The 13,443-nt window shown below is 75.5% G+C and carries 13 protein-coding genes and 1 riboswitch; of the genes, 8 read left to right on the top strand and 5 right to left on the bottom strand.

Features of this window, described 5'->3' with window-relative positions:
* Positions 1–12 precede the first annotated feature (12 nt).
* The 3 genes from thiD to thiM form a co-directional block, all read right to left on the bottom strand.
* On the bottom strand, positions 13–1,524 hold the full coding sequence (gene thiD / locus BIU97_RS07465) for a bifunctional hydroxymethylpyrimidine kinase/phosphomethylpyrimidine kinase (RefSeq protein WP_071254484.1): 1,512 nt from the start codon (positions 1,522–1,524) through the stop codon (positions 13–15).
* A complete protein-coding gene (thiE, locus tag BIU97_RS07460) occupies positions 1,521–2,276 on the bottom strand; it encodes a thiamine phosphate synthase (RefSeq protein ID WP_071254486.1) in 756 nt (251 codons plus the stop codon). The genes thiD and thiE overlap by 4 nt, the downstream gene beginning before the upstream one ends.
* Complete coding sequence (thiM, locus tag BIU97_RS07455) at positions 2,273–3,121, bottom strand: hydroxyethylthiazole kinase (RefSeq protein ID WP_071254488.1); 849 nt, start codon at positions 3,119–3,121, stop codon at positions 2,273–2,275. The genes thiE and thiM overlap by 4 nt, the downstream gene beginning before the upstream one ends.
* Positions 3,110–3,205, bottom strand: a riboswitch (TPP riboswitch). (Overlaps the previous gene by 12 nt.)
* Positions 3,206–3,273: 68 nt before the next feature.
* Between thiM and BIU97_RS07450 the strand changes: the two genes are divergently transcribed.
* The 4 genes from BIU97_RS07450 to BIU97_RS07435 all read left to right on the top strand — a co-directional run bounded on the left by BIU97_RS07450 (position 3,274) and on the right by BIU97_RS07435 (position 7,225).
* Complete coding sequence (locus BIU97_RS07450) at positions 3,274–4,167, top strand: NUDIX domain-containing protein (RefSeq protein ID WP_071254490.1); 894 nt, start codon at positions 3,274–3,276, stop codon at positions 4,165–4,167.
* Between the two features lie 122 nt (positions 4,168–4,289).
* Positions 4,290–5,036, top strand: coding sequence for a phosphotransferase enzyme family protein (locus BIU97_RS07445; protein WP_071297324.1), 747 nt, complete (start codon positions 4,290–4,292; stop codon positions 5,034–5,036).
* The gene (locus BIU97_RS07440; RefSeq protein ID WP_139195941.1) at positions 5,033–6,124 is read left to right on the top strand and encodes a winged helix DNA-binding domain-containing protein; all 1,092 of its coding nucleotides are present in this window, start codon (positions 5,033–5,035) and stop codon (positions 6,122–6,124) included. The genes BIU97_RS07445 and BIU97_RS07440 overlap by 4 nt, the downstream gene beginning before the upstream one ends.
* A gap of 153 nt (positions 6,125–6,277) precedes the next feature.
* Entirely contained in the window at positions 6,278–7,225 is a 948-nt protein-coding gene (locus BIU97_RS07435) for a J domain-containing protein (protein ID WP_071254499.1), read from the top strand.
* A gap of 25 nt (positions 7,226–7,250) precedes the next feature.
* Here BIU97_RS07435 and BIU97_RS07430 read toward each other — a convergent pair whose 3' ends face one another.
* On the bottom strand, positions 7,251–7,613 hold the full coding sequence (locus tag BIU97_RS07430; RefSeq protein ID WP_071254500.1) for an RNA-binding S4 domain-containing protein: 363 nt from the start codon (positions 7,611–7,613) through the stop codon (positions 7,251–7,253).
* A 33-nt stretch (positions 7,614–7,646) separates the two neighbouring features.
* Here BIU97_RS07430 and BIU97_RS07425 point away from each other — a divergent pair, with 33 nt between their 5' ends.
* Together BIU97_RS07425 and BIU97_RS07420 are read left to right on the top strand one after the other, a co-directional pair.
* Positions 7,647–7,904, top strand: coding sequence for a hypothetical protein (locus tag BIU97_RS07425; RefSeq protein WP_217639485.1), 258 nt, complete (start codon positions 7,647–7,649; stop codon positions 7,902–7,904).
* 59 nt (positions 7,905–7,963) lie between these two features.
* On the top strand, positions 7,964–9,121 hold the full coding sequence (locus tag BIU97_RS07420; RefSeq protein ID WP_071254502.1) for a hypothetical protein: 1,158 nt from the start codon (positions 7,964–7,966) through the stop codon (positions 9,119–9,121).
* Between the two features lie 5 nt (positions 9,122–9,126).
* On the opposite strand, the gene BIU97_RS07415 is transcribed toward BIU97_RS07420, so the two are convergent.
* Complete coding sequence (locus BIU97_RS07415; RefSeq protein WP_083404568.1) at positions 9,127–10,644, bottom strand: S1C family serine protease; 1,518 nt, start codon at positions 10,642–10,644, stop codon at positions 9,127–9,129.
* A gap of 160 nt (positions 10,645–10,804) precedes the next feature.
* Here BIU97_RS07415 and BIU97_RS07410 point away from each other — a divergent pair, with 160 nt between their 5' ends.
* Together BIU97_RS07410 and BIU97_RS07405 are read left to right on the top strand one after the other, a co-directional pair.
* Complete coding sequence (locus BIU97_RS07410) at positions 10,805–11,839, top strand: FecCD family ABC transporter permease (protein WP_083404569.1); 1,035 nt, start codon at positions 10,805–10,807, stop codon at positions 11,837–11,839.
* The gene (locus BIU97_RS07405; RefSeq protein WP_071254506.1) at positions 11,836–12,834 is read left to right on the top strand and encodes a FecCD family ABC transporter permease; all 999 of its coding nucleotides are present in this window, start codon (positions 11,836–11,838) and stop codon (positions 12,832–12,834) included. Before BIU97_RS07410 ends, BIU97_RS07405 begins: the two co-directional genes overlap by 4 nt.
* The last annotated feature ends 609 nt before the right edge of the window (positions 12,835–13,443 follow it).

Below are 13,443 nucleotides of genomic sequence, written 5' to 3'. Positions count from 1 at the left end.
GAGCTCCGTCCGTCAGCGTGGGACCGGGACGTCGGCAGCAGCGGTCGGCATCCGGAAGAACGCGAGCTCCCACGCCACCGATCGCCGGAACGCCCGCGCCATCCGCCCCCGCTCGTCGGGGGTCGCCGCACGCGCCAGGTCCTCGACGAGCCGGGTCGCCTCGGCGCTCGCCGCGGCGAACCCCGGGTCCCCGTAGGCCGTGATCCAGTCGGCGAAGGCGTGCCCGTCCGGAGCGGCCCCGAGCCGGGACCCGACCCAGGCGTAGACCCGGAAGCACGGCAGCACCGCGGCGGCGAGCACCGCGGGTGACCCGGAGTCGGCGGCCTGCTGCAGGTGTGCGAGGTACCCGGCGCACGTGGGGTGAACGGGGTCGTCGGCGTGGGAGCCGGCGAGCCGTCGGTGGTGCAGGTCGCGGGCCTCGTCGGCGCACCCCTGCGCGGCCGCCGCCCAGAACGCAGCGGCACCGTCACCCGGACCGGACGCCGCAGCGAGCGCCGCCAGGTGCCGCTCGTACGCCCGCAGGTAGTGGACGTCCTGCGCCAGGTAGCCCGCGAACACCTCCGGCTCGAGCGTGCCGTCGCGGAGCCCCACCAGGAAGGCGCAGTCGATCGTCTCCTGCAGCACCGGTGCCGCGTCCGCCCACCACACGTCCGTGTACGACAGCGTCGGCAGGGCCGCCCGTGCCTGCGCGCCGTGGTCGACCGGGCCGTTGCCGCTCCCCACCGCCAGTGCGTCGGCGCCGCGGAGCGCCGCCGTGAGCCACTCCTTCGCCACCCCGACCGCGAGTTCCCAGTCGCCGTGCCGCGCGGCGAGCGTCGCGATCGCGCTGGACAGCGAGCACCCCGTGCCGTGCGTGTTCGTCGTCGCGACCCGCGGCCCGGTGAACACCCGCGCGCTGCCGTCCGGTGCCACGAGCACGTCGTCCGAGGTCGGCCCCTCGTCGTGCCCGCCCTTCGCCAGCACCAGGACGTCCCACCGCGCCGCCACGGCACGAGCCGCCGCCAGCGACGACGAAGACGACGACGACGACGACGAAGACGAAGACGACGACGCCGGCGACGCCGTCCCCGGCGCACCGGCCAGCTCCGCCAGCACGACGAGCTCGGCCCGGTTCGGCGTCACCAGGTCGGCGAGCGCGAACAACGCCCCCACGGCCGACGCGGCGTCCTCGTCGAGCAGCCGGTCCCCGCTCGTCGCCACCATCACGGGGTCGACGACGACCACCGGCGGCCGGTGCTCCCGCAGCCAGTCCGTCACGACCCGCACGACGTCGGCGGTGCCGAGCATCCCGATCTTCACCGCGTCGACCACGACGTCGTCCGACACCGCGTCGAGCTGCTCCCGCAGGAACCCGACGTCCGGCACGTGCACCGAGCGCACCCCGTGCGTGTTCTGCGCGACGAGCGCCGTCACGACCCCCATGCCGTACCCGTCGTGCGCGGCGATCGCCTTGAGGTCCGCCTGCATCCCGGCCCCGCCCGTCGGGTCGGTCCCGGCGATGCTCAGCACCCGGGGGACGCTCATGCGTCCGCCTCGTGGCGTGTGGCGTCGGACGGGAGGCCCGACACGGCCCCCGCGGACCGGCCCGCCCCCGCCGCGTGGTCGGGACCCGGACCGGACGCACCGCCCCATGCCGCCACGTACGCCGCCGCGGCGGACCCGGGGTCGGCCGCGGCGCAGATCCCCGAGACGACTGCCACACCCGCGGCACCGGCTGCCCGGAGCGGCGCGACGTCGTCGAGGGTCACCCCACCGATCGCCACGCACGGCAGGTCGGTGGCGGCAGCCAGCCGGGCGAACCCGTCGTGGCCGAGGGCCGGCGGGTGGTCGGCCTTCGTCGCCGTGGGGTGCACGACGCCGACGCCCAGCAGGTCCACGGTGCCGCGGGGGAGTCGCTCGACGGCAGCCAGGTGCGCGAGCGTGTTCGCAGTGAGGCCCACGTGGGCGTCCGCTCCGAGCAGGGCACGGGCGGCCGTGACGGGGACGTCCGACTGGCCGAGGTGCACGCCCGCGACCCGGTGACCCGCGTGCCGGGCCGCGAGGGCGACGTCGAGCCGGTCGTCGACGACGACGGTCGCGCGGTCCCCGACGGCGTCGGCCACCGCGGCGGTCAGGGCGAGCAGGTCCCGCGCCGAGGCGTCCTTGTCCCGCACCTGCACGATCCGGACCCCGGCGCGCACCGCGGCGCGGACGACCCCGAGCACGCCGGTGCCGTGCCGGTCGGCCAGGGCGCCGTCGGTCACCAGGTAGACGCCGACGCCCGTCGCGGCGGTCACGCCGCGACCCCGGGCGTCTCGACCGTGATCCGCGCCGTCCGCACGACGTCCTCCGGGGTGAGCGACGCCAGCCGGTCGAGGAACAGCGGCTGGAAGGTTCCGGGACCCCCGGCCTGGCGAGCGGCGAGCTCCGCGGCGATCGTGTGCACCGCGGTCGCGGCGACGGCCGCCGCTCCCGGCTCGTCCGGCACCACCGATGCGAACGCGGCGACGACCGCGCCGAGCGCGCACCCGCCACCGGTGATCCGCGTCAGCAGGTCGGTGCCGTTCGCGACCCGGACCACACCGATGCCGGGCGCGACCAGCAGGTCGACCGCTCCCGACACAGCCACCGCGGCCACGAGCCTCCCGTCCGAAGCAGCGACGGACGCGACCCGGGCGTCCTCCGTGCCCACGGTGCTGTCGACCCCGCGGCCACCGGCCGAGTCGCCGAGCAGGGCGAGGACCTCGGAGGCGTTGCCGCGGAGCACCGTCGGGTGCAGCGCGAGCAGCTCGCGCGCCAGGTCGGTCCGCACCGGCAGCGAGCCGACGGCCACCGGGTCGAGGACCCACGGGGTGCCCGCGTCACGGGCGGCGTGCACCGCCTCGAGTGCGGCGACCCGGGGCTCCGCGTGCGGGGTGCCGGTGTTCACCAGCAGGGCGTCGGCGACCCGGGCGAACGGCCCGGCCTCGGTCGCCACGTCGACCATCGCGGGCGAGGCCCCGAGCGCGAGCAGCACGTTCGCCGTGACGTTCTGCACCACGGTGTTCGTGATGCACTGCACCAGCGGGGCCCGGGCACGGACGGCCTCGAGCAGTTCGGCGGTTCGGTGGGCCCAGGCAGGGGAGGGCGCAGCGTTCTCCATGGACGATCCCTTCGCGAGTACGAGCTCGAGCAGGTTCGACGGGTGTGATCTCAGCCGCTGGATGCGGCACCCCGTGTCTCGGTCGACACCGTACACGACGTCCGGTGACCACTCCGAGGCCCGTCCGGGGCACCGTGTGCCAGGCTTGGACCGTGCCAGATGCAACGCCTCCCGGGCCCCCGCCCGGCCCCCGCGACCCCGGCGACGCCTGGTCGATCGGCCCCGACGGCACCAAGGCGTGGGGACGCTTCGGCGCCGCCGGACTGCTCGTCGACGACGGCGACGGCCGGGTGCTCCTGCAGCACCGCGTCGAGTGGAGCCACCACGGGGGCACCTGGGGCATCCCCGGCGGGGCACGCCACCAGGACGAGGACGCCGTCACCGCGGCACTCCGGGAGTCGGCGGAGGAGGCCGGCGTCCCCGAGGACGGCATCGACCTGCGGCACACCGCGCTGCTCGACCTGGGGTTCTGGACGTACACGACCGTCGTGGGGCGCGCCGCCCGTCCGTTCGAACCGGTCATCGCCGACCGCGAGAGCCTCGCACTGGACTGGGTCCCCGTCGACCAGGTCGAGGACCTGCCGCTGCACCCCGGCTTCGGGGCGTCGTGGCCCGCGCTGCGCGCCGTGATCACCACGACCCCGCACGTGGTCGTGGACGCGGCGAACGTCGTCGGCAGCGTCCCGGACGGCTGGTGGCGGGACCGCCCCGGCGCGGCCGAGCGCCTGCTGTCGTCGGTGTCGGCGCTCGCCGCGGCCGGGCTGCCCGCCGAGGCGCTCGACCTGCCGTTCGCCCGGTGGTGGCCGCGCTGGACGGTCGTGCTCGAGGGTGCCGCCCGCGACACCACCGCCGAGGACCCCGCGCGACTCGCGGTCGTGCGGGCCACCGGCTCCGGTGACGACGCGATCGTCGAGGCCGCCCGGGCCGCCGTCAGCGCCGGCGACGGCCCCGTCGTCGTGGTCACCGCGGACCGCGAGCTCCGCGCGCGGGTCGGAGCGATCGGCGCGGTGGTGCACGGACCCTCCTGGATCCGCGACCGCTCCTGACCGACCCCGCGCGCCGCCGCCGACCGTCACACGCTGTTTACACCGCCGACGTCACACGGCGCGTCCACGGTCGGTACTGTGGCCTCCACGTCAACGGAGACGTCACAACAGGAGGTTCCCCCATGGAGCGGATCACCAGGACCGACGACCGGGTCCACCGGCCGGCCGGGCCGTGGACGCCGACCGTCCACCGCCTGCTCGCACACCTGCACGAGCAGGGGTTCGTGGCCGCGCCGGAACCCATCGCACTCGGCGACGTCCTCGAGACCGTCTCGTTCGTCCCGGGCGTCGCCGGCGATTACCCCTGGACCGAGGACGTCGCCGGCGAAGCCGCCCTCGTCACCAGCGCCCGCCTGCTCCGGCAGTACCACGACGCCGCGGCGAGCTACCCGCGCGACCCCGACGCCGACGTGTGGTCCCAGGCGGAGCGCGCCCCCGTCGAGACGATCGTGCACGGCGACTTCGCCCCGTACAACTGCGTCTACGACGGTATCGCCGCGGTGGGCCTCATCGACTTCGACACCGCGCACCCCGGCCCCCGGGTCTGGGACGTCGCGAGCGCCGTGTACCGCTTCGCGCCGTTCACGACCGGCCAGGTCGAGGGGGCGACGGCACCGCACCTGGCGGACCGGCTCGCCCGCGCCGCCGAGTTCTGCCGCGCCTACGGCCTCGACGACCGGTCCCGTGGCGTCCTCGTGCAGACCATGACCGCGTCGCTCGTCGCGATGGTCACCACCATCGAGACCGAGGCCGCCGCCGGCAACCCGAAGTTCACCAGCGACCTCGAGCACGGACACGCGGACCTGTACCGCGCCGACGTCGCCTGGATCGAGCAGCACGCGGACGACATCGCAGCCGCCGTCGCGTGACGCCGACCCCTGCGCGCCTCCGCGCGATGCGGTTCGCCGCGCAGGGGATCAGCGGCACCGCGCCCGACCCCGAGGCCGCGGTCGGGCGGATGCTCGCCGTGCAGGGGCAGGACCTCGGGCAGGCGCTGTGGGCCGTCGGGGTGCGGACCCACGGCGCGACCCTGGCCACCGTCCGTGACGCCTTCGACCGCGGCGCACTGGTGCGGTCGTGGCCGATGCGCGGCACCCTGCACGTCGTCCGCCCCGACGACCTGCGCCTGCTGCTCGCGCTGACCGCCGGGCGCACCCTGCGCAGCACCGCCCGCCGCGCCGACGCCCTCGGGATCGACGCGGCAGTGGTCGCACGGGCCCGCGACGTCACGGTGTCGGCGCTCGCCGGCGGCCCCGGACTGGTCCGCGACGACCTGTCCACCGTCTGGCGGCGCGCCGGCATCGACCCCGGTGGCGGCCGCGGCTCCCACCTGCTGCTCCACCTCGCACAGGAGGGCCTCGTCGCCTGGGGGCCCACCGCCCGGGTCGGGCAGCGACTGGTGCTCCTCGACGAGTGGGCTCCGCCCGCCACGGCACCGAGCGCCACCACACCCGACGAGCGGGACGAGGCACTGCGCCGCGTGCTCCTCGGGTACCTGCGTGGACGGGGGCCGGCGCCGGCGACCGACGCAGCAGCGTGGACGAAGCTGCCGCTCGGCGACGTCCGCCGCGCCCGCGCCGCCGCCGGTGCCGCCGTGGAGGACCTCGGCGACGGACTCCTCGCCCTCGCCGACCGTCCCGCCGTCGGCGGCGTGCCCGCCGGACACCTCCTGCCGGGGTTCGACGAGTACCTGCTCGGGTACGCCGACCGCTCCGCCCAGCTCGACCCCGAACACGCCGCCCGGGTGGTGCCGGGCGGCAACGGCGTGTTCCTGCCGATGGCCGTCGTGCGCGGACGCGTCGTCGGCACGTGGAGCCGCACCGAGCGCGCAGCCGGGGTCTCGGTCACGGTGACGCCCTTCACACCGCTCGACGCGGCTGCGACCCGTGCACTCGACGCGGCGGCGACCCGCTTCGGAACGTTCCTCGGCGTGCCGGTCGCATCCGCCGCCCGCTGACCCGAACCGACCCGACAGAGGACCGCAGCGGGCGTCGAGAACCCGCGCCGCGCCTCCCGACCGCTTCGACGGCGGGACCACCGGACCGGCCCAGCAGCTCCCCAGCGGCCACGCGGCGGATTCGGAACCACCCTCCGGTACTCTCGCAGGGCCATGACCGACAGCCCGGCCGACGCCACACCGTACGAAGTCCTCGGCGTCCCCGCGACCGCCGACGACGACGCCCTCCGCCGCGCGTACCGACGCGCCGCACGCGAGTCCCACCCCGACCTCGGCGGCGACGCGCAGCGCTTCCGCCGGGTCCAGCTCGCCTGGGAACGCATCGGCACGCCCGCCGCCCGCCGCGCCTACGACGCGGGATCGCGTGGCCCGTCCGCCAGCGACGGCCCCGGTCCGTCCGGAAGCTCGGTGTGGAGGCCCGACTCCGGTCGCGACGCCTACGCACCCCCGGCGGCGCGTCGCGACACACGGCCAAGGGCCCGCTCCCACGGACACCCCGGCGGTCGGTCGCGCGAGGTGTTCCTGCAGGCGGAGCGCGAGTGGGTCGGACTCGGCGACCCGATCGAGGACCCGTACGACCCCGCCCTCGTGCGGTCGGCACCCCGGCACGTGCGACGGCTGCTCGGCGAGGCGCTCGCCGAGGAGGCGACCGCCGCGATCGTCGCGGACATGGGCATCGGCGTCACGGTCTGGCACGACCTCGACGCCGGCGCCGAGGGCAAGCTCGACCACGCCGTCCTGACCCCGAGCGGGCTCTGGGCCGTGGAGTCGATCGACTGGGGCGGTCCGGTGCAGGTCGAGCACGGCGAGGTCGTCGGCGAGACCCTGCTGCCGGGGGAGCGCCCCGTCAAGGACCTCGTCCGCGCCGCACGCGCCGTGCAGAAGCAGACGCGCGTGCGCTTCACCGGGCGGCTGCTCGTCGTGCCGGACTCCGCCGTCGACGAGGACGTGCAGCTCGTCGGCTCGCCGAAGAAGCCCACCGCGCTCGTCGTCCGGCGGAGCGCCCTCGGCCAGGTGCTCAACGGCGTCTGGTCGCCCGCCGGGTCGGTCGACGTGTTCGAGGTCCGCGACCGCCTGCAGCAGACCGTCCGGTTCGTCTAGCGACGCGAGCGTCGGCGCTGCGCGCTCAGTAGCCGCGGAGCTTCTCGAGGTCGCGGCGCTCCCGCTTGCTCGGGCGTCCGGCACCGCGGTCGCGCATCGGCACGAACCCGGCTTCCTCCTTCGACAGCCGCGGCGGGGTCCTGTCCTCGAAGTGCTTCGCGGCCTCGGGGGCGCTCGTCCGCTTGAGGATGATGCCGGTCACGACGACGATCCGGTCGAAGCCGTTCTGCCGCACCCGGACCTCGTCACCGGGGCCGATCGGCTGCGCCGGCTTCGCGCGCTCCCCGTTCACCCGGACGTGGCCGGCCTTGCACGCGGCGGTCGCGGCCGACCGGGTCTTCGTGATCCGGACGGCCCAGATCCAGCTGTCCACGCGAGCCTTGGCCATCCCCTCACTCTAGGCGGCCCGTACCCTGGGACGGTGCGCGCGGACGAACAGGCAGCGATCGCCCGGGCCCGCGCGCTCGGGGTGCTGCACGACGCCGCGGTCGGGGACCGGCTCGTGGTCCGGGCGCACCACGGCGACGGCGCACAGGACGCCCTCGGGGACCTGCTCGCCCGCACCGCCGACACCGTGACGATCGCCACCCGCCGCGGCCCGGTCGAGGTCCGGCTCGACGACGTCGTCGCCGCGAAGCCCGTCCCGCCGCCCCCGCCCGCACGCGCGCCCCGCCGCTGACCGCGCGTCACCGGCGAGCCGCACCGCCCGGCGCGCACGACGCACCGTAGCCTCGTGGCATGGCAGTCCCCGTCGCGCTCGGCACCGAGGACCGCACCGCGCGGCTGACGCTCCGCCGCCCGGACCACTGGCGGCGCGAGGACAGCCCCCGCGCAGACCTCCGCCTGACCGGTGACGACGTCGAGCTGACCGTGCGGTCCCGACCGAGCGACCGTGCGATCGGCGACGAGAACACCGGGTTGCTCGCCCGCCTGCCGGGGTCGGTCGAGGGGCTGCTGCTCGTCGGGTGCGACCCCTGGACGACCGTCGGGGCACCCGCCCGTCTGGTCGAGTACGTCCGCCCCGACGACGCCGGCGACGTCGCCGGCACCCACCTGCTCTTCGTGACCGGTCGGCACCGCGTCGACCTGACGATCGAACGCCCCCTCCGACGGCTGCTCGACACCGACGACCTCGTGCTCGCGGTCCTCGAGAGCGTCCGCGCCACCGAGCCGACACCCGTCCGCCCGGAGCGCGACCTCGAATCCCTGCCGACGGCCGCACCGGCACCCGTCCTCGACGGGCCCCGGCTCAGCAGGGACGCCGTCGGCACCCTGCGGAGCCTGGCCGGCCGGCGCTGGAACCCCACCCTGCTGCGCAGCGCCGCCGGACGCGAACTCATCGAGGCCGGCCTCGTCGGACGGCTCGGCACCCTGCCCGACGCGACGCAGTCCCTGCTCGCGCCCTGGGCGGGCGACGTGGAACCGGTCACGCTGGAACAGCACCTGCCGGACGGGGGCGGGACGCGCCTCCAGGCCTGGTCGCAGACCGTCGTCGACGGGACGGACGAGACGGGCGCGGTGGTCGCCGCCGTCCCGCCGGACCGGCTGGTCGCACTGATGGCCGGGAGGCTCGGCATCGGCCCGGCGTGGACCTTCCCGTTCCGCACGGGGTCGCTGCCGGAGCACCTGCTCGGTCGCCGCCTCACCGGCGGCGCCGACGCGCCGGACCTGCCGGCCGACCTCGTCGAGGCCGACCCGCGTCTCGCACGCTTCTGGGCCGCGCCCTGGACGGTGTCGTTCCTGCGCCGCCCCGGCAAGCCGAACCCCGTCACCGTCGTGCACGCCGACGGGCAGGGCTTCGCCCGCGTCGGACGCAGCGAGGCCGGGGAGACCGTCTTCGGGACGGACTCCCCGGCCAACGTGTACCGCTCGGTGGTGCGGGCGCTGCTCGGCTGAGCGGACTAGGCGGCAGGACCGGCGGTCAGGGTGACCGTGACGGTCTTCGCGGCGCCGGTGCCGTCGGTGTAGTCGACGCTCACCCGGTCGCCGACCGCGTGGGACTGCACGATCCGGGTGAGCTGGTCCGCGCTCGTCACCGCGGTGCCGTCGACGCTCGTGATCGTGTCGCCCTCGGTCAGGCCGGCGTGCGCGGCGCCGGAACCCTCGACCGTGCCCGCGACGGCGACACCGCCCGTGGTGCCCGACGCGTCGCTCACCTGCACCCCGAGGAACGCCGGCAGCCCGATGGTGATCGTGCTCGAGGACTCGCCCGCCAGGATCTTCTCGGCGATGGTCTTCGCGGTGGTGATCGGGATGGCGAAGCCGGTGACGTCGGCCGACCCGGACGAGGCTGCGGTCGCCATGCCGACGACCTCGCCCTCGCTGTCCAGGACCGGGCCGCCCGAGTCGCCGGACACGATGTCCGCGGCGATCTCGATCATGCCGGTCAGCGACTCGGTGCCGGAGCCGGACTCGCTCTGCACCTGGATGTCCTGGTCGGTCGCGGTGACGGTGCCCTCGGCGGCCACGAGGTCACCGGTGCCCTCCGCGTTGCCGACGTCGGTCACGGTGTCGCCGGTGGCCGGCTCGCCGTCGTCGTCGAGCGTGACGGCCGACAGGCCCGAGGCGCCCTCGAGCTTGAGGACGGCGACGTCGTGCGTGGCGTCGGTGCCGACGACGTCGGCCTGGTACTCCTTGCCCGTGGTCTCGTCGGTGACGGTGATGCTCGTCGCGCCCTGGACCACGTGGTTGTTCGTCAGCACGGTGCCGTCCGAGCTGAGCACCATGCCGGTGCCGGCAGCCTGCGACGAGGCGTCGTAGCCGATGATCGTGTTGATCGTCACGACGCCCTTCTTCTGCGCGGCGGACGCGGCGGTGGCGGGGGACTGGGTGCCGGTGCCGGTGCCGCCGTCGGTGCCGGTGCTGCCGTCGCTCGAGCCGGTGCCGTCCCCCGGCACGGTGAAGCCGTAGGTGCCGGTGCCGGTGCCGCCCGTCCCGTTCCCGGTTCCCGTGCCGCTGCCGGTACCGGGCAGGGTCGTGGTGCCCTGCGACTGGCTCGACGTCGTGGTGGTGCCGTGCGTGGACAGACCGAGCGCGGTGCCGCCGGCGGCGCCGACGATCGCCAGGGCCGCGATGCCCGAGCCGATCACCAGCCCGAGCCGCCGCGGGCGCTTCGTCGAGCCGCCCGGGTGGTCCGCGCTGGCCGCCGAGGACGCCCAGGCGTGCTGCGAGCCGGTGAGCGCCGGGCTGCCGACCAGGAAGGGGCCGCGACCGTCGGGGCGGTAGGCGTAGGGGCCAGAGCCGTCCGGGCCGTACAGCCAGGGGCCCGAACCGTCGAAGGCGTACGCCGAGCGGAGGGTCGCCGGGTCGGCGTGCGGGGCGTCCCAGCGGAGGCCGTGCGCCTGCTGCTGCGCGGCCTCGGTGCGGGCGGTGCCGTTCTCGTCGTGGTCGGCGGCGGCGGGGTTCGGGGTCTCGTTCATCGGTGCTCTCCGGTCGTCCATCGGCTGCCCGGGCGGGCGTCGATGGAGACCAGTACAGGACCGTTCCCCATGACGAGCCTATGAACGGGCCCTGCGATCGCTCACCGTGCCCTCGGGAGTCGCCGTACGTCGGGAGCGCGTTAGGGTTGCCTTACTTCTCATGCGTTCCCCGTCGCCCGCGCCCCCCGCTCCCAGCTCTGTCCCCCGACTCGTCGGGGCGACCGTGCTGGCGGTCGTCGTCCTCGCGGTGGCGTGCGCGCTCTCGATCGCCTTCGGGTCCCGCCCGATCCCGCTCGCGACGGTGCTCGACACCGTCCTGCACCCCGGACGGACCGACGAGATCGGCCTCATCGTGCTCGGCAACCGTGTCCCGCGGACCGTCGTCGGGCTGCTCGCGGGTGCGGCCCTCGGCGTCGCCGGCGCCGTGATGCAGGGCGTCACCCGCAACCCGCTCGCCGACCCGAGCGTCCTCGGCATCAACTCCGGGGCCGCGCTCGCGGTCGTCGCCGGCATCGCCGTCTTCGGCGTCAGCGGCACCGCGGCCTACCTGCCGTTCGCCTTCGTCGGTGCCGCCCTCGCGGCCCTGCTCGTCTACGGGGTCGCGTCCCTCGCCCGCCGGGGACTCTCGCCGGTGGGCCTCGCGCTCTCCGGCGCCGTCGTCGCCGCCGCCCTGTCGTCGATCACCACGGCGGTGCTCGTGACGAGCCAGAGCCTGCTCGACCAACTGCGGTTCTGGCAGGTCGGCGCGCTCGCGGGCAAGGACCTCGGCACCGCCGGCGTCATCACGGTGCCGGTGCTCGTCGGCCTCGGCATCGCGTTCGCCCTCGGCCGCTCGCTCAACACCCTGGCGCTCGGCGACGAGCTCGCCGCGTCGCTCGGACAGCGGGTCGTGCTCGTCCGTGCCGTCGGCGGCCTCGTCACCGTGCTGCTCGCCGGGTCCGCCGTGGCCGCGGCCGGCCCGATCGCCTTCATCGGGCTCGCCGTCCCGCACGCCGTCCGCCGACTCAGCGGCCCGGACCACCGGTGGACGATCCTGCTCTCTGCGCTCGTCGCCCCGGCGCTGCTGCTCGTCGCCGACGTGGTCGGCCGGGTCGTCGCGTACCCGGGGGAGCTGCAGGTCGGTCTCGTCACCGCGCTCATCGGCGCCCCCGTCTTCATCGCACTCGTCCGGTCGAAGGCGGTGCGAGGACTGTGAGGGCCGGCCGTCGCCCGGTGGGGCTGCGCCGCGAGTTCGTCGTGCTCGCGGCCGTCCTCGTCGTCCTCGTCACCCTGGTCCTCGTCGGGCTGGGCGTCGGCTCCATCCCGCTCACACCCGCCCAGGTCGTCGGCGCCCTCGTCGGCCACGGCGACCGCATCTCGGACTTCGTCATCGGGCAGCTGCGCGGGCCCCGGGTCCTCGCAGCCGTGCTCGTCGGTGCGAGCCTCGGCGTCGCCGGCGGCATCGTGCAGAGCGTTGTGCGCAACCCGATCGCGAGCCCGGACGTCATCGGCATCACCTCGGGGGCGAGCGCCGCGGGCATCACCGCGATCGTCCTGTTCGGCGCCTCCGGCGGCACGCTGTTCTCCGTCGTGCTCGCCGGCGCCGTCGTGGTGTCGCTCGTCATCGCCGGGCTCGCCTGGCGTCGGGGCATCACGGGCAACCGGGTCGTGCTCGTCGGGATCGGGGTGGCAGCCATCTGCCTGAGCATCACGGGATGGATGCTGACGAGCGGCACGGTGACCCAGGCGGGCACCGCGCTGCTCTGGCTGTCCGGCAGCCTCAACGCCGTGGACCGCACTCTGGTCGGCGTGCTCGGCGTCGCCTTCGTGGTGCTCATGGTGCTCGCGCTCGTGCAGTCTCCGCGGCTGACCGTGCTGAGCCTCGGGGACGAGGTCGCCGCGGCCCTCGGACTCCGGCCGGACCGCGCGAAGGTGCTGCTCCTGCTCACCGCGGTGTGCCTCACCGCCGCCGCCGTCGCGACCGCCGGGCCGGTGTCCTTCGTCGCCCTCATGGCCGCCCCGATCGCCCGACGCCTGGTCGGCGGAGGCCGCGTCGCCCTCGGAGCCGTCGCCGCGGTGGGCGCCGTCGTCACCCTGGGCAGCGACCTCGTGGCACAGTTCGCGATCCCGGGCAACGCGCTGCCCGTCGGCGTCGTCACCGGGGTCGTCGGTGCCCCGTACCTGCTCTGGCTGCTCGTCCGGTCGCGCTGACCGCGGGAGCGCTGCCCGGGCACGTCCGGGAACGGCGTCGCACTCGTCGCGAGACCGGTCTCCGACCGCGATCCTCGGTCGCGGTGACGGACCTCGGGTGACGGGCGCGGTTCCCGTCTTCCCGCCGTGGTCTCTGTCTTCCGGTCGCGGTTCCCGTCATCCCGGCGCGGGCCGTGTCCTCCCTCCGCGCCCCACCGAGGTCCCTGCCTTCCCGCGGCGGTCCTTGTCTCCGCGCCGATGGGAGCGCATGCATCCACCTACGCGTGACGGTCCCGGTTCGCGAACCGCGGAGGTCGGGAACCGGAACCGTCAAATGCCGGCGCCGGACACGCCGCCCCGCCCGCGTCCCATCCCGCGGCACCGTTGACCGCCGTCGCCGATCACCCACCGCTGCTTCCTCCGGGTCTCCTCCGAAACCGGACCCGGAAGCGGAAACGGACCGGACCCGGATCGAACCCGGACCCGGACCCGGAATCAGAACCGGAACCGGACCGGACCCGGATCGGACCCGGACCCGGACCCGGACCCGGAATCAGAACCGGAACCGGAACCGGACCGGAACCGGATCGGACCCGGACCCGGAATCAGTACCGGAACCGGAACCGGAAC

It is taken from the genome of Curtobacterium sp. MCBA15_009 (genome assembly GCF_001864895.1).
Lineage (GTDB): Bacteria > Actinomycetota > Actinomycetes > Actinomycetales > Microbacteriaceae > Curtobacterium.
Note: the sequence above shows the minus strand (reverse complement) of the source record. Positions and strands in the feature narration are given on the sequence as shown.